16 protein-coding genes, 3 pseudogenes and 1 riboswitch are annotated in these 18,519 nt (G+C 50.1%); of the genes and pseudogenes, 15 read left to right on the plus strand and 4 right to left on the minus strand.

Features of this window, described 5'->3' with window-relative positions:
- The 7 genes from BHE85_RS08325 to BHE85_RS08360 all read left to right on the plus strand — a co-directional run.
- A partial coding sequence (locus tag BHE85_RS08325) for an integrase core domain-containing protein (protein WP_032232747.1) occupies positions 1–306 on the plus strand: 306 nt, incomplete at its 5' end.
- A 54-nt stretch (positions 307–360) separates the two neighbouring features.
- Positions 361–1,200 (plus strand): phage tail tape measure family protein, encoded by an 840-nt coding sequence (locus tag BHE85_RS08330; RefSeq protein WP_242412321.1) that lies wholly within the window; start codon positions 361–363, stop codon positions 1,198–1,200.
- A complete protein-coding gene (locus BHE85_RS08335; protein WP_000274322.1) occupies positions 1,164–1,457 on the plus strand; it encodes a hypothetical protein in 294 nt (97 codons plus the stop codon). Before BHE85_RS08330 ends, BHE85_RS08335 begins: the two co-directional genes overlap by 37 nt.
- A 1,579-nt stretch (positions 1,458–3,036) precedes the next feature.
- Positions 3,037–3,133: riboswitch (TPP riboswitch) on the plus strand.
- A 34-nt stretch (positions 3,134–3,167) separates the two neighbouring features.
- Positions 3,168–3,956, plus strand: a complete 789-nt coding sequence (gene thiM, locus BHE85_RS08345; RefSeq protein ID WP_001195644.1) for a hydroxyethylthiazole kinase — start codon at positions 3,168–3,170, stop codon at positions 3,954–3,956.
- Positions 3,953–4,753 (plus strand): bifunctional hydroxymethylpyrimidine kinase/phosphomethylpyrimidine kinase, encoded by an 801-nt coding sequence (gene thiD, locus BHE85_RS08350; RefSeq protein ID WP_000822297.1) that lies wholly within the window; start codon positions 3,953–3,955, stop codon positions 4,751–4,753. Before thiM ends, thiD begins: the two co-directional genes overlap by 4 nt.
- A gap of 64 nt (positions 4,754–4,817) precedes the next feature.
- Positions 4,818–5,636, plus strand: a complete 819-nt coding sequence (locus BHE85_RS08355) for a glycoside hydrolase family 25 protein (RefSeq protein WP_004981988.1) — start codon at positions 4,818–4,820, stop codon at positions 5,634–5,636.
- Between the two features lie 51 nt (positions 5,637–5,687).
- A complete protein-coding gene (locus tag BHE85_RS08360) occupies positions 5,688–6,434 on the plus strand; it encodes a GntR family transcriptional regulator (protein ID WP_000434038.1) in 747 nt (248 codons plus the stop codon).
- On the opposite strand, the pseudogene BHE85_RS08365 reads toward BHE85_RS08360, so the two are convergent.
- The 3 genes and pseudogenes from BHE85_RS08365 to BHE85_RS08375 form a co-directional block, all read right to left on the minus strand.
- Positions 6,408–7,372: pseudogene (locus tag BHE85_RS08365) on the minus strand (carbohydrate kinase family protein). The gene BHE85_RS08360 and the pseudogene BHE85_RS08365 overlap by 27 nt on opposite strands.
- On the minus strand, positions 7,369–8,373 hold the full coding sequence (locus tag BHE85_RS08370) for an ADP-ribosylglycohydrolase family protein (protein WP_000846249.1): 1,005 nt from the start codon (positions 8,371–8,373) through the stop codon (positions 7,369–7,371). The pseudogene BHE85_RS08365 and the gene BHE85_RS08370 overlap by 4 nt, the downstream one beginning before the upstream one ends.
- Positions 8,370–9,647, minus strand: a complete 1,278-nt coding sequence (locus BHE85_RS08375; protein ID WP_039064054.1) for a nucleoside permease — start codon at positions 9,645–9,647, stop codon at positions 8,370–8,372. The genes BHE85_RS08370 and BHE85_RS08375 overlap by 4 nt, the downstream gene beginning before the upstream one ends.
- 256 nt (positions 9,648–9,903) lie before the next feature.
- Here BHE85_RS08375 and fbaB point away from each other — a divergent pair, with 256 nt between their 5' ends.
- The 8 genes and pseudogenes from fbaB (at position 9,904) to BHE85_RS08415 (ending at position 17,511) form a co-directional block, all read left to right on the plus strand.
- Complete coding sequence (fbaB, locus tag BHE85_RS08380; RefSeq protein ID WP_000129575.1) at positions 9,904–10,956, plus strand: class I fructose-bisphosphate aldolase; 1,053 nt, start codon at positions 9,904–9,906, stop codon at positions 10,954–10,956.
- A gap of 307 nt (positions 10,957–11,263) precedes the next feature.
- Positions 11,264–12,118 (plus strand): tagatose-bisphosphate aldolase subunit GatY, encoded by an 855-nt coding sequence (gene gatY / locus BHE85_RS08385; RefSeq protein WP_000558570.1) that lies wholly within the window; start codon positions 11,264–11,266, stop codon positions 12,116–12,118.
- Between the two features lie 28 nt (positions 12,119–12,146).
- Complete coding sequence (gatZ, locus tag BHE85_RS08390) at positions 12,147–13,349, plus strand: tagatose-bisphosphate aldolase subunit GatZ (RefSeq protein ID WP_039061104.1); 1,203 nt, start codon at positions 12,147–12,149, stop codon at positions 13,347–13,349.
- Positions 13,350–13,418: 69 nt separating this feature from the next.
- Complete coding sequence (gene gatA / locus BHE85_RS08395) at positions 13,419–13,871, plus strand: PTS galactitol transporter subunit IIA (protein WP_000182904.1); 453 nt, start codon at positions 13,419–13,421, stop codon at positions 13,869–13,871.
- A 30-nt stretch (positions 13,872–13,901) separates the two neighbouring features.
- Positions 13,902–14,186: a PTS galactitol transporter subunit IIB gene (gene gatB / locus BHE85_RS08400; RefSeq protein ID WP_000823274.1), complete on the plus strand. Its 285-nt coding sequence runs from the start codon at positions 13,902–13,904 to the stop codon at positions 14,184–14,186.
- A 3-nt stretch (positions 14,187–14,189) separates the two neighbouring features.
- A complete protein-coding gene (locus BHE85_RS08405) occupies positions 14,190–15,545 on the plus strand; it encodes a PTS galactitol transporter subunit IIC (protein WP_000490685.1) in 1,356 nt (451 codons plus the stop codon).
- A 47-nt stretch (positions 15,546–15,592) separates the two neighbouring features.
- Positions 15,593–16,632, plus strand: a pseudogene (gene gatD, locus BHE85_RS08410) (galactitol-1-phosphate 5-dehydrogenase).
- 105 nt (positions 16,633–16,737) lie between these two features.
- The gene (locus tag BHE85_RS08415; RefSeq protein ID WP_001367074.1) at positions 16,738–17,511 is read left to right on the plus strand and encodes a DeoR/GlpR family DNA-binding transcription regulator; all 774 of its coding nucleotides are present in this window, start codon (positions 16,738–16,740) and stop codon (positions 17,509–17,511) included.
- An 81-nt stretch (positions 17,512–17,592) separates the two neighbouring features.
- Here BHE85_RS08415 and yegS read toward each other — a convergent pair.
- Positions 17,593–18,491: pseudogene (gene yegS / locus BHE85_RS08420) on the minus strand (lipid kinase YegS).
- Positions 18,492–18,519: the final 28 nt, after the last annotated feature.

The raw sequence follows: 18,519 nt of genomic DNA on the forward strand, positions 1-18,519 counted from the left end.
AAAGGTTCTCAGTATGTATCGCTGGCCTACACACAGCGGCTTAAGGAAGCCGGATTACTGGCATCAACAGGAAGTACAGGCGACTCGTATGACAACGCGATGGCGGAGAGCATCAATGGTCTTTACAAAGCGGAGGTAATACACCGTAAGAGCTGGAAAAACCGTGCAGAAGTGGAACTGGCCACACTCACGTGGGTGGACTGGTATAATAATCGACGATTGCTGGAAAGGCTGGGCCACATCCCTCCGGCAGAAGCAGAAAAAGCTTATTATGCTTCCATCGGAAACGATGATCTGGCAGCCTGAGTTCACAGATAAAACACTCTCCAGGAAACCCGGGGCGGTTCACTCCCGGGGGCTGTGGGTCTGTTCGTTAAGGCTCTCAACCAGATGAAAGGGACAACCAACCTTACAGAAAAGGATCTGTTTGACCTGATGCAACAAGGGAAGCTGTTCTCTAAGGACATCCTCCCGGAAGTGGCTAAACAGATGAAAGCCGCAGCTCGTAACGGCGGCGCTCTGGATAAGGCTATGAAGTCCAACCGGGCAAGCTGGCAGCGCCTGCAAACCAGTATGCAGAACGCGATGAACATCTTCTTTGCTTCTGGCTTCGGCAACGAATTAACCAGCGCTTTCGACGCTATCAGCGCCGCTGTTAACGGCTCTGGTGGGGCCTTTGAGATGTTCGGGCATATTGCCGGGAAAATCGTTGAGGGTGCCACAGATGCGTTTACAGAGTTGCATGACACTGTGATCCTGACCTTCCGCATTATTGAGTATTACGCCAGCAAGATGGGGATCACTGGTGAGCAGCTTAAAGCCTGGGGCGAAATGGCAGCATACGCCGCCGGGGTGGCTATGTTCGCCGGGTCTATCTGGAAGTTGGGCGTAGCCTTTAAATGGTTGTTGACCATGCTTAACCCACTAACCAAATTACTGGGGGTCATGAAAGGGATCGCCGCTATTGGTGGCATTGAAGCCGCTACTACTGGCGGATCTGGTGGGGAAGGTAAAGACAAGCCAAACAAACCGGGTCGGGGTCCGAAAGTTGGCAAGGTAGGCGGCGCGGCGGCTCTCTCTGGCGGTCCTGTTGGCTGGAGCATTGCGGTCGGTTCGGTAGGTGGGGATTATGCCTGGGATAAGGTCATGACGCTAACGACGCCATGTATGGACAGGACACCACCGCCGGGGGCAATCTGAAAAAAGATAGCCCGCTGGGTAAACTGTGGGATTTCCTCCATAGTCCAGACCTTCCGACTAATCCAGACTTTGCCAAACCAGCAGATAAAACAGGGTGGGTAAGCTCTTACTCCAATCCAACTTATGTACCTCCTACGCCGACGATTACAGCGCCACAGCTTAAAGTTGATATGGCAGGTAATCCACTGATGACGCCGCCAGCGTGGCTAAACCAGCCGCTAAACGTGAACGTTAATGTGAAAGTGCAGGATGGATAGGTTAAGGATCTGGTACGCTCTGAAGTTGAGAGCAATAATCAGCAGGCTTTCAACATGCTAATGCAGGGCGGGCCGAACTAACCACGTTGACACCCCCAACCACAGGCCCCCGGCTAACCCCCGGCGGGCTTTTTTGTTATCTGTAACCATGAAATCAACACTTTGCTAACCCCCTAAATAAATGGCTTTAAATCCGTTTAAATATGTGGTAAAGGGCGATCAAATGGATTGTATACCCGGTAAAAGAATCAGTTTTAGCTCAAAAAGTAATCAATTGTGTAACTAGTGGGACTCCCCCAGCGCTTCTAACTATTTGTTTTTATGGTCAATTAATTATCATTACAAAGTGCAAGTGTGTAGCATTTTACATGCTTAACCCCAAAATTATTTTTCTGGGGAAAACTTCGAACACAAATGAGATCGATTATCACTTGAGAATTGGTTCTCAATCCCTCTTTCGAGTGCGACTCATTCCCATCTACAGGGGCGGTAGCCACCGCCCTAAACCCTTTTTGTGTTTTTGCCACAAGAAAGGGCCTGAAGAGGCGGACGCCTCAAAAGGGGAGTTTATGGGGTTAGTGCGTGGAAGTTATCCACAGGAAAAGGGCGTTACTCACAGGCAGATCAGTTTTACAGTTTACTCTGTGGAATGGCTCCCGGATGGGTACAGAAGAGCCACAGTTATGGGGCGTACACAGCGCCCAGGAGGCGGACCTATTGAAAGGGTACAGGTCTAACCTGTTGCGCATATGTTAAATAGTTGTCTAAAAGTTGACCAAATCGGACCTTTCACCACTTTCATTTATGCAATATTCACACGGACGCTCTGTAACGCTCTGTAAGCCTCGCAATGGGTTAGCTATGGGATTGTATAGAAAGAGGAGAGAAGACGCCACAGCGGCGCGTAAAGAGAGCCACAGCAGGCCCCTCGCCTGGATATTTGGGAATAATAAACATTCTCATCTATGGGTCTGGTTACCCTGCCTGGCTACTGTATCCAAACTCCCAGATATTTTCCCACCCAACTGGAAGGAATCCGCCCCTATTTTATGGTCGTGTATAGGTTAGGCTGAGGGAGGCTCGCCAATGTACACCCCCCTGGATTTGGTGATCTGTTAAGTTATTGATTTTGATCGATTTTAGATCAATCATCCGTTGCCGGGATTACCCCCACCCAGACGGATGGCACACAATGAATAACGATAAAGTAAACCACCCTAAACACTTCCAATACTTGGGCCGCATGGTCACTGTTTACCCTACATACATCATTATTGACGGTATCAAGATCAGCCGTTCCCGTCTTTCCTTTGCATTCCAATTGGAATTGGCAAAAGCACTTCGACTGCATGAAGAAAGCGTATGCAGAAAATAGATTTCATTTAAATCTTCACGACTGAATAATTTACTTAAGCCGCCTTATGGGCGGTTTTTTTGTGCCTGCCATTTATCTGTGGGCCACAACGTGAGACACAAACTGGGACACAGAGGATTTTTTAGGGTTGAGTCTTTGGCTTCCCGCTGGCATGATCCAGAACAGGGATTAACGGGACGTTAATCGCAATCTTTTGATTTTGTTTTAAATGACTCGGGGTGCCCTTCTTTGTGAAGGCTGAGAAATACCCGTATTACCTGATCTGGATAATGCCAGCGTAGGGAAGTCACGGACCACCAGGTCATTGCTTCTTCACGTTATGGCAGGAGCAAACTATGCAAGTCGACCTGCAGAGTTCAGCGCAATCTGCGCACGCGTTACACCTTTTTCACCAACATTCCCCTCTTGTGCACTGCATGACCAACGATGTGGTGCAAACCTTTACTGCCAATACCTTGCTGGCGCTCGGTGCATCGCCAGCGATGGTTATCGAAACCGAAGAGGCCAGTCAGTTTGCGGCTATTGCTAGTGCGTTGCTGATTAACGTTGGCACGCTGACGCAGCTACGCGCACAGTCGATGTGTGCCGCCGTTGAGCAAGCAAAAAGCTCTCAAACACCCTGGACGCTTGATCCAGTAGCGGTTGGTGCACTCGATTATCGCCGCCGTTTTTGTCTGGAACTTCTGCCTCATAAGCCAACCGCTATACGTGGTAATGCTTCGGAAATCATGGCATTAGCTGGCATTGCTAATGGTGGACGGGGAGTGGATACCACTGACGCCGCAGCTAACGCGATACCCGCTGCACAAACACTGGCACGGGAAACTGGCGCAATCGTCGTGGTCACTGGCGAGATGGATTATGTTACCGATGGACATCGTATCATTGGTATTCACGGTGGCGATCCGTTAATGACCAAAGTGGTAGGAACTGGCTGTGCATTATCGGCGGTTGTCGCTGCCTGCTGTGCGTTACCAGGCGATACGCTGGAAAATGTCGCATCTGCCTGTCACTGGATGAAACAAGCCGGAGAACGCGCAGTCGCCAGAAGCGAGGGGCCAGGCAGTTTTGTTCCACATTTCCTTGATGCGCTCTGGCAATTGACGCAGGAGGTGCAGGCATGAAACGAATTAACGCTCTGACGATTGCCGGTACTGATCCGAGTGGTGGTGCGGGGATTCAGGCCGATCTTAAAACCTTCTCGGCACTTGGCGCTTATGGTTGCTCAGTTATTACTGCACTGGTGGCGCAAAATACCCGTGGCGTACAGTCGGTGTATCGCATTGAGTCTGATTTTGTCGCCGCCCAGCTCGATTCGGTGTTCAGCGATGTGCGAATCGACACCACTAAAATCGGTATGTTGGCGGAAACCGATATTGTTGAAGCGGTGGCAGAACGGTTGCAACGTTATCAGATCCAATACGTGGTACTCGACACCGTTATGCTGGCAAAAAGCGGCGACCCGCTGCTTTCACCTTCGGCGGTTGCTACGCTGCGCAGTCGATTATTGCCACAGGTTTCATTAATAACGCCAAACTTGCCCGAAGCTGCCGCCTTGCTCGACGCGCCACACGCGCGCACCGAACAGGAAATGCTGGAACAAGGGCGATCGCTGTTGGCGATGGGCTGTGGCGCAGTGCTAATGAAAGGTGGTCATCTGGATGATGAGCAAAGCCCGGACTGGCTGTTTACCCGCGAGGGTGAACAACGGTTTACCGCACCGCGCATTATGACCAAAAACACCCACGGCACTGGTTGTACGCTCTCTGCGGCGTTGGCTGCACTACGCCCGCGCCATACAAACTGGGCTGACACCGTACAGGAGGCTAAAAGCTGGCTTTCATCAGCATTAGCCCAGGCCGACACGCTGGAAGTTGGTCACGGTATTGGTCCGGTTCACCACTTCCACGCCTGGTGGTGAGCACCGTACTATAGCTGCTTTGGTTATTGTCAGCCTTTGGCACTGACATTCAGGGATGAAACCAATGCAGCTAAGAATTACCAGTCGAAAAAAACTCACCTCTCTATTATGCGCTCTTGGGCTAATTTCCATCGTTGCAATTTATCCGCGTCAGAAGGTGAATTTTTTCTATTCGACAGCAGTTCAGATTACAGACTACATCCATTTCTACGGTTATCGCCCGGTTAAATCTTTCGCTATTCGCATTCCTGCCAGTTACACCATTCACGGAATAGATGTTTCTCGCTGGCAGGAGCGGATCGACTGGCAGCGGGTGGCAAAAATGCGCGACAACGGTATCCGCTTACAGTTTGCTTTTATTAAGGCGACGGAAGGCGAAAAGCTGGTGGACCCGTATTTTTCGCGTAACTGGCAACTAAGCCGCGAAAATGGCCTGCTGCGCGGGGCGTATCATTATTTCTCCCCGTCGGTAGCAGCGCCGGTTCAGGCACGATTATTTCTGCAAACGGTGGATTTCTCACAAGGCGATTTCCCTGCGGTACTGGACGTAGAAGAACGGGGAAAATTATCGGCAAAAGAATTACGCAAACGAGTAAGTCAGTGGCTAAAAATGGTCGAAAAAAGTACGGGAAAAAAGCCGATTATTTACTCAGGAGCCGTTTTTTATCACACCAATCTGGCGGGCTATTTCAATGAATATCCGTGGTGGGTGGCTCACTATTATCAACGTCGTCCGGACAATGACGGCATGGCCTGGCGCTTCTGGCAGCATTCCGACCGTGGACAGGTAGATGGCATCAATGGTCCGGTGGATTTTAATGTATTTAATGGCACGGTGGAGGAGTTGCAGGCATTCGTTGATGGGATTAAAGAAACGCCTTAAATAAGAAGCAGTGATATACTCCCACCAGACTCCCCGGCAGGAACAAGACAAATGGAACAAGCGCATACCCAGCTGATTGCCCAACTGAACGAGCGTATTTTAGCGGCGGATAACACGCCGCTTTATATTAAGTTTGCCGAAACGGTAAAAAATGCCGTGCGCAGCGGGGTGCTGGAGCATGGCAATATTTTGCCCGGTGAGCGTGATTTAAGTCAGTTAACCGGCGTTTCGCGCATTACGGTGCGCAAGGCGATGCAGGCGCTGGAAGAAGAGGGTGTGGTGACGCGTTCGCGCGGTTACGGCACGCAGATCAACAACATCTTCGAATACTCGTTGAAAGAAGCGCGAGGTTTTTCTCAGCAGGTGGTATTGCGCGGGAAAAAGCCCGATACGCTATGGGTTAACAAGCGTGTCGTGAAATGTCCCGAAGAAGTCGCGCAGCAGCTGGCGGTCGAAGCAGGAAGTGATGTCTTTTTGCTTAAGCGTATTCGCTATGTCGATGAAGAAGCGGTATCGATTGAGGAATCGTGGGTTCCGGCGCATTTAATTCATGATGTTGATGCCATCGGGATTTCACTTTATGACTATTTCCGCAGCCAGCACATTTACCCACAACGTACGCGTTCCCGCGTTAGCGCCCGGATGCCGGATGCCGAGTTTCAGTCACATATTCAGTTAGATAGCAAAATACCGGTGCTGGTGATCAAGCAAGTGGCGCTTGACCAACAGCAACGGCCTATTGAGTACAGCATTAGCCACTGTCGCAGCGATCTATACGTTTTTGTGTGCGAGGAGTAGTTCCTCGCGCGTTGGCGCACAATCACCGCCCCGATGCCCGACAACCCATGACGCCACTGCATTGCCCAGTAATACGGCATCCGCCAGTGGCAGACCAGAGGCCAGCCCGGCAAGTACGCCACCGGCATGACTGTCGCCCGCACCAATGGTGTCGACAACTTGCGTTGGAAATGCCGGAATGCAGCCAGAAGCGTCGTTGCTGAAATACCATGCGCCTTCTTTATCGAGACGAACGATCAACGGCGCGGCAAATTTCTCCTGCCATTGCTTGCCAAGTGTTGTTATCTCTGCGGATAAAGCAAAACGTTCGGCGCAATCTCAGCCTCTTGACGATTGAGTGACACTAAAGGTCGACAGGCCATGATCCGCGCCAGTAATGCGTCCGGGATATCGCCAATACGTGGGCCAAAATCGATAAACGGCGTCACGTCTTGCAGCTCTTCCAGCCATTCCACTAACAATTCGCCGCAGGGCGAGGCCAGTTGATAACCGGAAAAATAGAGCAGGCTGCCAGGCGCAACGGTTAATCGCGCCAGCCACTGGCGATTCCACTGATTTTCCACACCGCTGAATGACATAAAAGTACGTTCGCCATCCGGCTCAACCAGCGCCAGACACCAGCCGTTATCGCCTTCGGCGTTATCGATCAGGCTGATTAACCCCTCTTTCGCCATCCGGTTGCGAATAATCTCCGCCCATACCCCCTGACCGAGCGGCAAGGCATTACCCGCTTCGATGCCGAGGCGCTTTAACGCCACGGCAATATTCAGTGCGCAGCCGCCAACGTTAACGCTCTGCTGTTTCAGTTCGATATCGCACCCACGCCAGGGGAGGGCATAAGCGTCGGCGATCACGTCAATGACCGCCGCGCCGACGACCATCACCGACTGACGCGTGGTTAATTCAGGCAGCAGCGTGTGTAATCGAGCGCCGCTCATACCGCCTCCCGTTGTTGACGATATTTCGCCAGCGCTGTGGCATAGCGGTTGAAATCAAGCTGATTTACCGCATCCAGCTCCGCCTTTAACGCAGGATCGATAGCGTTAATGCCATGCAACGCGCCGCAGATTGCCGTCGCCATAGCACCGATGGTGTCTGTATCGCCGCCAAGGTTAGCGCAGAGGACGGCGCAACGGTTCGGGTCGGTTTGTGCCAGTTCAACCAGCGCAATGGCGCACGGAACGGACTCAATAGTGCTGGTACCTGCGCCAACGACCTGGTAAAGCTGTTCGCTGGCGGATTCGGTGCCGTCGGCATTGCGCACAATTTTCAGCGCAATCTCCAGCCGCGCCGCCAGTGAGGCGCTGAACGTGGTGGTGCGTTTTTGCTGGGCATGTCGCGTAATTGAAGGCAGTGAATCAACAATCGCTGACCAGCTTTCTCCGTCAATAGCACGAGAAATCGCCCATGCGATGACTACCGCACCTGCAACTGCCAGATCGGATTTATGGGTCGGGCTCGACGCCAGCGCCACATCATCAATAAAGGAATCAACATCGCGCGCCGGAAGCAAACAACCTAATGGCGAGACGCGCATCGCTGCGCCGTTGGTTACGCCGTTGTTTTCCAGTTCAGCAACGGGTTTACCGTCGCGAATGGCGTTAAGCGCAATCTTCGAGGTCGGACCTAGCACGTTTTTGTTGAAGGCGTCGAAACGCAGCGCCCAGTCGAGGATATTACGCCCAATCAGATCCGGATCGATCTTGCCTTTACGTTCCAGCAACGCATCCGCCAGACACAGCGCCATCGAGGTATCGTCGGTGAATTCGGCGCGGTTAAAATAACAGGCCGCGTTATTCTCCTTTGGTCCAGGCAGAAAACGGTCAATCCAGCCAAAGTGTGCTTTAACGCGGCTGCGTGGCCAAAGCTCGGAGGGCATCCCCATCGCATCCCCTAACGCCTGCCCATAAAGAGCACCGAGAATACGTTCTGTTTTCATTTAACTTCCCCTTGTGTCAACGCAATATCGCGATCATCGACCTTGATAGCCGTAATTTCGTTGTCGGATTCGCAGAAAAAAATCATGAACAGCACGGCGATAATGGCAATCATCACCGCGCCAAAAGTCCACATCCCGGACCAGTTGAAAGTCAGTCCGTTTACCGGTTCCTGATAAGCGAACATCTTTTCCATCATCACACCGCCAAGACGATAGCCGAGCAAACTGCCGAAGCCCTGGCAGCAGAGCGTGATCAGCCCCTGCGCGGCGGTACGCATATGCACGGGGGCTTTTTTATCGACATAGATGTAAGCGGTAACGTAGTAAAAATCGTAACTTACGCCGTGAAGCAAAATACCGAGGAACAGTAACGCGTAGGTGAAATATTCATCCGCACTACCGTAAATAAAGAAGCCATAGCGGATCGCAGCGATGACCAGACCAAGCAATAATACCTTTTTGATACCAAAGCGTTTAGTGAAAAACGGTAATGCCAGCATAAAGAATATTTCAGAGAACTGGCCGAGCGTCATCCAGCCGGTGGCATTTTTCATGCCGACTTCGGTCAGATAACCGTTGGCAAAGATGTAATAGAACGCCAGTGGCATCGCAAACGGGAATGAACAGAAGAAAAAGACGAGGAAGTTTTTATCGCGCAGCAGGATCAGCGCATCCAGGCCGAGCATGACTTTAATATCCATTTTGCCGGTGCTTTTTGGTGGCGTGCCGGGCAGGAAAAACGCAAACACACCGAGCAGAGCAGAACTTCCGGCGGTAATCAGCAGCGGGATGTTAGTCGGTGAGATATCGGCATACCCCAGTATTTGCGGCAAGAAACCACATGCCAGACCGGAGGCAATCCAGCCGATAGTGCCCATCACACGAATGCGCGGGAAATCACGCTCCACATCCGGCACGTTGGCAAAAGCGATGCTGTTAGTCAGCGCAATGGTCGGCATATAGGTTAGAGAGTAAGCCAGCAGTAACGGAAAGAACCCGGCAAAAGTGGTCTGTTGCGCAGCGAAATACATCAGCAGCGCGCCTGCGAACATCAATACCGCCAGCACTTTTTGCGCCGAGAAAAAGCGGTCAGTGATGGAGCCAACCAGAATTGGCGACAGGATCGCCGCAATGGCGGTACAGGCATACGACCAGCCAATTTCTCCGGCACTAAAACCGCTTTTACTTAACCACAACCACAATGGCACAAACCACGCGCCCCAGATAAACCATTCAACAAACATCATGAACGACAGCTTTGCTGTTGTTTTCATCTTTTAATTCCTTCATGACAGGTAATGTAAGGTACGCGATGACAATACCACTTAATAATACCTTTTAAATATCTTTACGGTGAAAACTTGACCGCGCTAACATTTTTTCTGATGAATCGAGCCAACAGAAAACGCTGAAAAAACATCCAAAAGATGGAAAAACTCGCCCGTAACGACCAGGATTATGATTGCCCGCAAAAGGCGGGCCAGGACAATCCATAGCCGATATCCAATCGGAATTTACGGGAGCATAGTAATGACAGATATTGCGCAGTTGCTTGGCAAAGACGCCGACAACCTTTTACAGCACCGTTGTATGACAATTCCTTCTGACCAGCTTTATCTCCCCGGACATGACTACGTAGACCGCGTAATGATTGACAATAATCGCCCGCCAGCGGTGTTACGTAATATGCAGACGTTGTACAACACCGGGCGTCTGGCTGGCACAGGATATCTTTCTATTCTGCCGGTTGACCAGGGCGTTGAGCACTCTGCCGGAGCTTCATTTGCTGCTAACCCGCTCTACTTTGACCCGAAAAACATTGTTGAACTGGCGATCGAAGCGGGCTGTAACTGTGTGGTATCAACTTACGGCGTGTTGGCGTCGGTATCGCGGCGCTATGCGCATCGCATTCCATTTCTCGTCAAACTTAATCACAACGAGACGCTAAGTTACCCGAATACCTACGATCAAACGCTGTATGCCAGCGTGGAGCAGGCTTTCAACATGGGCGCGGTGGCGGTTGGTGCGACTATCTATTTTGGCTCGGAAGAGTCACGTCGCCAGATTGAAGAAATTTCTGCGGCTTTTGAACGTGCGCATGAGCTGGGCATGGTGACCGTGCTGTGGGCCTATTTGCGTAACTCCGCCTTTAAGAAAGATGGCGTTGATTACCATGTTTCCGCCGACCTGACCGGTCAGGCAAACCATCTGGCGGCAACCATCGGCGCAGATATCGTCAAACAAAAAATGGCGGAAAATAACGGCGGCTATAAAGCGATTAATTACGGTTATACCGACGATCGCGTGTACAGCAAGTTAACCAGCGAAAACCCGATTGATCTGGTGCGTTATCAGTTAGCTAACTGCTATATGGGCCGGGCTGGGTTGATAAACTCCGGCGGTGCTGCAGGCGGTGAAACTGACCTCAGTGATGCAGTGCGTACTGCGGTTATCAACAAACGCGCTGGCGGAATGGGGCTGATTCTTGGACGTAAGGCGTTCAAGAAATCGATGGCTGACGGCGTGAAACTGATTAACGCCGTGCAGGACGTTTATCTCGATAGCAAAATTACTATTGCCTGATACGCCTTATACGAACAACACCACCCCGTAGGACGGATAAGGCGTTTACACTGCATCCGGCAACCTATGCCTGATGCGACGCGGAAGCGTCTTATCATGCCTACATAGCACTGCCACGTATGTTTACACCGCATCCGGCATAAAAACACGCGCACTTTGCTACGGCTTCCCTATCGGGAGGCCGTTTTTTTGCCTTTCACTCCTCGAATAATTTTCATATTGTCGTTTTTGTGATCGTTATCTCGATATTTAAAAACAAATAATTTCATTATATTTTGAAAACGAAAACAAACGACAGGATATGAAAATGCACGTGGTATCGACAAAGCAGATGCTGAACAACGCACAGCGCGGCGGTTATGCGGTTCCGGCATTCAATATTCACAATCTCGAAACGATGCAAGTGGTGGTGGAAACCGCTGCCAACCTGCATGCGCCGGTCATCATCGCCGGAACGCCTGGCACATTTACTCATGCTGGTACAGAAAATCTGTTGGCGCTGGTCAGCGCGATGGCGAAGCAATATCACCATCCACTGGCAATTCATCTCGACCATCACACGAAATTTGACGATATCGCTCAGAAGGTTCGTTCTGGCGTGCGCTCAGTCATGATTGACGCCTCGCATTTGCCTTTTGCGCAAAATATTTCACGGGTCAAAGAGGTGGTGGATTTTTGCCATCGCTTTGATGTCAGCGTCGAAGCGGAGCTGGGGCAACTTGGCGGCCAGGAAGATGATGTGCAAGTCAATGAAGCCGATGCTTTTTATACCAACCCCGCTCAGGCGCGTGAATTTGCCGAGGCAACCGGAATTGATTCCCTGGCGGTCGCCATCGGCACGGCTCATGGGATGTATGCCAGCGCACCGGCGCTTGATTTTTCTAGACTGGAGAACATTCGCCAGTGGGTGAACTTACCGCTGGTGCTGCATGGCGCGTCAGGGTTATCGACTAAGGATATTCAGCAAACCATCAAACTGGGGATATGCAAAATCAACGTTGCAACGGAGCTGAAAAATGCCTTCTCGCAGGCGTTAAAAAATTACCTGACCGAGCACCCTGAAGCGACCGAGCCCCGGGATTATTTGCAGTCGGCTAAATCCGCAATGCGCGATGTGGTGAGCAAAGTGATTGCCGATTGTGGCTGCGAGGGCAGGGCATAACGCACCTGCCATTTAATAAGGAAAAAACATGAAAACGTTAATTGCCCGGCATAAAGCTGGTGAACATATCGGCATATGTTCAGTCTGTTCTGCCCATCCGTTGGTTATCGAAGCGGCGCTGGCATTTGATCGCAACAGCACGCGCAAAGTGCTGATTGAAGCAACGTCAAACCAGGTCAATCAATTTGGCGGTTATACCGGAATGACACCGGCAGACTTTCGCGAATTTGTTTTTACGATTGCCGATAAAGTTGGGTTTGCACGCGAACGCATTATTCTCGGCGGCGATCATCTGGGGCCAAACTGCTGGCAGCAAGAAAATGCGGATGCGGCGATGGAAAAATCCGTCGAGCTGGTAAAGGAATATGTTCGTGCCGGCTTCAGTAAAATTCATCTTGATGCGTCAATGTCCTGCGCGGGGGATCCCATACCGTTAGCACCAGAAACGGTTGCGGAACGAGCTGCTGTGCTTTGCTTTGCTGCGGAAAGTGTGGCGACAGATTGCCAGCGTGAGCAACTGAGCTATGTCATTGGCACCGAAGTTCCGGTTCCGGGCGGTGAGGCCAGCGCCATTCAGTCAGTACACATCACCCATGTTGAAGATGCCGCCAATACTTTACGTACGCATCAAAAGGCCTTTATTGTCCGTGGGCTGACAGAGGCGTTAACACGCGTGATTGCCATCGTGGTGCAGCCGGGCGTGGAATTTGATCACAGCAATATTATCCATTATCAGCCGCAGGAAGCGCAGCCGCTGGCGCAATGGATAGAAAACACCCGAATGGTTTATGAAGCACATTCTACCGATTACCAGACCCGGACGGCTTATTGGGAATTAGTCCGCGATCACTTTGCAATATTGAAAGTCGGTCCCGCATTAACCTTTGCTTTACGCGAGGCGATATTTGCACTGGCACAAATTGAGCAGGAACTTATCGCCCCTGAAAATCGCAGCGGTTGCCTGGCGGTAATTGAAGAAGTGATGCTCGACGAACCGCAATACTGGAAAAAATATTATCGTACGGGTTTTAACGATTCATTACTGGATATTCGTTACAGCCTGTCGGATCGTATTCGTTATTACTGGCCGCATAGTCGGATTAAAAATAGCGTCGAAACGATGATGGTGAATCTTGAAGGCGTGGACATCCCACTGGGCATGATTAGTCAGTATCTTCCCAAACAATTTGAACGCATTCAGTCCGGGGAATTATCAGCAATACCGCATTAGCTGATTATGGATAAAATTTATGATGTTTTGCGCGCCTATCGCTACGGCTGTGCGGAATAAGGACGGTATATGACTAACCTGTTTGTTCGTAGCGGAATTTCTTTTGTCGATCGTAGCGAAGTTTTAACCCATATCGGTAATGAGATGCTCGCCAAAGGTGTGGTTCATGATACCTGGCCACAGGCATTAATTGCCAGAGAAGCAGAATTCCCTACCGGGATAATGCTTGAGCAGCACGCCATTGCAATACCGCATTGTGAGGCGATTCATGCTAAGTCGTCAGCCATTTATCTGTTAAGGCCAACAAATAAAGTTCATTTTCAGCAAGCGGATGATGATAACGACGTGGAGGTATCGTTGGTTATTGCGTTGATTGTGGAAAATCCGCAGCAGCAATTGAAACTTTTACGCTGTTTATTTGGCAAGTTACAACAGCCCGATATCGTCGAGACACTAATCACTCTTCCTGAAACCCAGTTAAAGGAATACTTCACAAAGTATGTTTTAGATTCAGACGAATAAATCCCTCTGTAACAATAAAAAGGACTATTTATGAAACGCAAGATTATTGTCGCTTGCGGAGGCGCGGTTGCGACCTCTACGATGGCGGCGGAAGAAATTAAAGAATTGTGTCAGAATCATAATATTCCTGTTGAATTAATCCAGTGTCGGGTTAATGAAATAGAAACCTATATGGATGGCGTGCATTTGATATGCACTACTGCCAGGGTGGATCGTAGTTTTGGCGATATTCCGTTAGTTCACGGCATGCCTTTTGTTTCTGGTGTCGGTATCGAAGCATTACAAAATAAAATTCTGACTATCTTACAGGGGTGACCTATGTTTTCAGAAGTCATGCGTTATATTCTCGACCTCGGCCCTACGGTGATGCTGCCGATTGTCATCATTATTTTTTCTAAAATATTAGGCATGAAGGCAGGCGATTGCTTTAAAGCGGGTCTTCATATAGGGATTGGCTTTGTTGGCATTGGCCTTGTGATTGGCTTAATGCTGGATTCCATTGGTCCGGCGGCGAAAGCGATGGCGGAAAATTTCGACCTGAATCTGCATGTGGTCGATGTCGGCTGGCCGGGCTCTTCACCAATGACCTGGGCGTCGCAAATTGCGCTGGTGGCGATTCCGATTGCTATTCTGGTTAACGTGGCGATGTTACTGACCCGTATGACGCGGGTGGTAAATGTTGATATCTGGAATATCTGGCATATGACTTTCACCGGCGCGTTGCTGCATCTGGCAACCGGTTCATGGATGATAGGGATGGCGGGTGTGGTAATTCACGCGGCGTTTGTTTATAAGCTCGGCGACTGGTTTGCCCGCGATACCCGAAATTTCTTTGAGCTGGAAGGTATTGCTATTCCGCACGGTACGTCGGCGTATATGGGGCCGATTGCGGTGCTGGTCGATGCTATCATCGAGAAAATCCCAGGCGTTAACCGAATTAAATTTAGCGCCGATGATATTCAGCGCAAATTTGGCCCTTTTGGCGAACCTGTCACCGTGGGTTTTGTGATGGGGCTGATTATCGGCATCCTCGCGGGTTACGATGTCAAAGGTGTATTGCAGCTGGCGGTAAAAACGGCGGCAGTGATGCTGCTAATGCCACGGGTGATTAAACCCATCATGGATGGTTTAACGCCCATCGCTAAGCAGGCCCGTAGTCGTTTACAGGCGAAGTTCGGCGGTCAGGAGTTCCTGATTGGCCTGGATCCCGCATTACTGCTGGGGCATACGGCGGTGGTATCGGTAAGCCTGATTTTTATCCCGCTCACCATTTTAATTGCTGTTTGTGTTCCGGGTAATCAGGTACTGCCGTTTGGCGATCTTGCCACCATCGGCTTCTTTGTGGCGATGGCAGTCGCCGTGCATCGTGGAAATCTGTTCCGCACCTTAATCTCGGGTGTCATCATCATGAGCATCACTCTGTGGATCGCGACGCAAACTATTGGTTTGCACACCCAACTGGCGGCTAATGCTGGGGCGTTAAAAGCCGGGGGTATGGTGGCTTCAATGGATCAGGGCGGTTCTCCCATTACCTGGTTACTGATTCAGGTTTTCTCCCCGCAAAATATTCCCGGTTTCATTATTATCGGCGCAATTTATCTGACCGGTATTTTCATTACCTGGCGTAGAGCGCGTGGTTTTATTAAACAAGAGAAAGCCGTTCTCGCAGAATAATTTTTAACTGAGGGGGAGTTTATCCCCCTTAACAATCAGGAGTTTTTATGAAATCAGTGGTGAATGATACTGATGGTATCGTGCGCGTTGCAGAAAGCGTCATTCCTGAAATTAAACATCAGGATGAGGTGCGGGTAAAAATTGCCAGCTCGGGCTTATGTGGTTCCGATTTACCCAGGATATTTAAAAATGGTGCACATTATTATCCAATAACGTTAGGCCATGAATTTAGCGGCTATATTGATGCGGTGGGATCCGGTGTTGATGATTTACACCCTGGCGATGCGGTTGCTGTGTGCCGTTATTACCCTGTTTTACTTGTCCAGAGTGTCTGAAAGGGTTTTATTCCCAGTGCGCAAAATATGATTTTATTGGCTCGCGGCGTGATGGTGGATTTGCTGAATATATTGTCGTTAAGCGAAAAAATGTCTTTGCTCTACCCACGGATATGCCTATTGAGGATGGGGCTTTTATTGAGCCGATTACCGTTGGTCTGCATGCTTTTCATTTAGCGCAAGGTTGTGAGAATAAAAACGTTATTATTATTGGTGCCGGAACCATTGGCCTGCTGGCTATTCAGTGCGCTGTCGCGCTGGGAGCAAAGAGTGTGACGGCTATCGACATTAGCTCAGAAAAACTGGCACTGGCAAAATCTTTCGGTTCGATGCAAACATTTAACAGTAGCGAAATGAGCGCGCCGCAAATGCAGAGCGTTTTACGCGAACTGCGTTTTAATCAGCTTATCCTCGAGACGGCTGGCGTACCGCAAACTGTCGAACTGGCGGTAGAGATTGCCGGTCCTCATGCCCAACTGGCGCTGGTGGGCACGTTGCATCAGGATCTGCATTTAACATCGGCAACGTTTGGCAAAATATTGCGTAAAGAGCTGACGGTTATCGGCAGTTGGATGAACTATTCCAGCCCTTGGCCGGGGCAGGAGTGGGAAACGGCGAGCCGGTTGCTGACAGAACGTAAGTTAAGCCTGGAGCCATTAATCGCTCACCGTGGAAGCTTTGAAAGCTTCACCCAGGCGGTGCGTGACATCGCTCGTAATGCCATGCCGGGCAAAGTGTTGCTCATTCCATGAAACCGCGGGCCAGCGTGATGCTGGCCCGGTATTGTGCAAAACAGATCATTCACCAATGGTCCCCCTTCGTTTACACTAGCCACAATTGAATATGGGTAAATGACGATGAATTCATTCGAGCGAAGGAATAAGATCATCCAATTAGTGAATGAACAGGGAACCGTGCTTGTTCAGGATCTGGCGGGAGTATTTGCTGCCTCGGAAGCGACAATCCGTGCCGATTTGCGCTTTCTCGAACAAAAAGGCGTGGTTACGCGCTTTCATGGCGGTGCGGCGAAAATAATGTCCGGTAATAGTGAAACCGAGACCCAGGAAGTCGGGTTTAAAGAGCGATTTCAGCTCGCCAGCGCGCCAAAAAACAGAATAGCGCAGGCGGCAGTCAAAATGATCCATGAAGGGATGACCGTTATTCTCGACAGCGGAAGTACCACAATGCTTATCGCCGAAGGATTAATGACCGCTAAAAATATCACGGTGATTACCAACAGTCTCCCGGCAGCGTTTGCCCTTTCCGAAAATAAAGACATTACTCTGGTCGTCTGCGGTGGCACGGTCCGCCATAAAACGCGATCTATGCATGGATCTATTGCTGAACGTTCCCTGCAGGATATTAATGCCGATTTAATGTTTGTCGGTGCTGATGGTATTGATGCGGTTAATGGTATTACGACCTTTAATGAGGGTTATTCCGTTAGCGGTGCGATGGTCACAGCCGCTAATAAAGTGATTGCCGTTCTCGATTCATCGAAATTTAACCGTCGCGGTTTTAATCAGGTACTGCCAATCGAAAAAATTGACATTATTATTACCGATGATGCTGTATCAGAGGTGGATAAACTGGCATTGCAGAAGACACGGGTAAAATTAATTACGGTGTAGTATTGTTCTGTATGCCGGATAAGGTATTTACACCGCATCCGGCATTTCGGATTCTCCCTGGTTCAAGAGAGAATAGTTTGATTAACGCAATAATGGACAATCTGGTGGTAATCGACAACGCAACGCCGCCGGAAGTATTTCAATATGAAAGTTTTGTCCGCTCAACGGTTCGCCATCAAGATTAAAAGTGATTTCGTGTGGGGCTTGTATATCAAACCACGACGAAGCGCCTTCGATAATACTCGGGTTATCTTCGTCAGATTTTAAGGTTGATACGAGAGCCGGAAGAATTTCATCGCCGGTAAAAATGCGCAGTTGCAGCAAGCCATCGTTAATTAACGCGTTCGGACACAATTGCTGACCGCCACCGGCCTGACGCCCGTTACCAATACCAATACCAGGGCGTCACCTTGCCAGTGAAAGTTTTCACCGCGGATTTCACAACGGTCCGGTTGCAGAGTATCCATGCGCATTAAGCCATGAATGATGTAAGAGACGCCACCCAGCGCGGCTTTTAATTTTTCCGGCGTTTCTGTGGTAATACGCGTCCCAAATCCGCCTGTCGCCATATTAATAAAACAGGTTTGTTTGTTGACCTGCGCCATATCTATCGCAATGGCGTTACCGGCAATTGCCAGTTTCAGCGCCTTATCCAGTGCCTCAGGAATCCCTACACTGGTGGCAAAATCATTGGCGGTTCCTAATGGCAAAATTCCCAGCGCGGGTATGCCATCCCCCTCACACTGAATCAACGCCGTAGAAACTTCATTAATGGTGCCATCGCCACCACCGGCAATTACCGTTGCGACGCCCAACTTCCGGGCCTCCTCTACAAATCGTGCGGCATCACCTTTCTCCCAGGTGACCCGCACATGGATCGTCATTCCTTCCTCACGCAACAGCATAATTGCTTCGCGCAAGGGTAGATTGTCAGTACTTTTGCCATTAAGAATCAGTAAGCTGGCGGGAAATTCTGCCATGATCGTATGTGCCTTTATGATTGGTCTG

It is taken from the genome of Shigella sp. FC1567 (assembly GCF_001743015.1).
Lineage (GTDB): Bacteria > Pseudomonadota > Gammaproteobacteria > Enterobacterales > Enterobacteriaceae > Escherichia > Escherichia coli.

What these genes read in the sequence shown, in the direction of transcription:
- BHE85_RS08335 (WP_000274322.1), top strand. Translation starts at nt 1,164, where the DNA reads ATGTATGGACAGGACACCACCGCCGGGGGCAATCTGAAAAAAGATAGC.
- thiM (WP_001195644.1), top strand. Translation starts at nt 3,168, where the DNA reads ATGCAAGTCGACCTGCAGAGTTCAGCGCAATCTGCGCACGCGTTACAC.
- thiD (WP_000822297.1), top strand. Translation starts at nt 3,953, where the DNA reads ATGAAACGAATTAACGCTCTGACGATTGCCGGTACTGATCCGAGTGGT.
- BHE85_RS08355 (WP_004981988.1), top strand. Translation starts at nt 4,818, where the DNA reads ATGCAGCTAAGAATTACCAGTCGAAAAAAACTCACCTCTCTATTATGC.
- BHE85_RS08360 (WP_000434038.1), top strand. Translation starts at nt 5,688, where the DNA reads ATGGAACAAGCGCATACCCAGCTGATTGCCCAACTGAACGAGCGTATT.
- BHE85_RS08370 (WP_000846249.1), bottom strand. Translation starts at nt 8,373, where the DNA reads ATGAAAACAGAACGTATTCTCGGTGCTCTTTATGGGCAGGCGTTAGGG.
- BHE85_RS08375 (WP_039064054.1), bottom strand. Translation starts at nt 9,647, where the DNA reads ATGAAAACAACAGCAAAGCTGTCGTTCATGATGTTTGTTGAATGGTTT.
- fbaB (WP_000129575.1), top strand. Translation starts at nt 9,904, where the DNA reads ATGACAGATATTGCGCAGTTGCTTGGCAAAGACGCCGACAACCTTTTA.
- gatY (WP_000558570.1), top strand. Translation starts at nt 11,264, where the DNA reads ATGCACGTGGTATCGACAAAGCAGATGCTGAACAACGCACAGCGCGGC.
- gatZ (WP_039061104.1), top strand. Translation starts at nt 12,147, where the DNA reads ATGAAAACGTTAATTGCCCGGCATAAAGCTGGTGAACATATCGGCATA.
- gatA (WP_000182904.1), top strand. Translation starts at nt 13,419, where the DNA reads ATGACTAACCTGTTTGTTCGTAGCGGAATTTCTTTTGTCGATCGTAGC.
- gatB (WP_000823274.1), top strand. Translation starts at nt 13,902, where the DNA reads ATGAAACGCAAGATTATTGTCGCTTGCGGAGGCGCGGTTGCGACCTCT.
- BHE85_RS08405 (WP_000490685.1), top strand. Translation starts at nt 14,190, where the DNA reads ATGTTTTCAGAAGTCATGCGTTATATTCTCGACCTCGGCCCTACGGTG.
- BHE85_RS08415 (WP_001367074.1), top strand. Translation starts at nt 16,738, where the DNA reads ATGAATTCATTCGAGCGAAGGAATAAGATCATCCAATTAGTGAATGAA.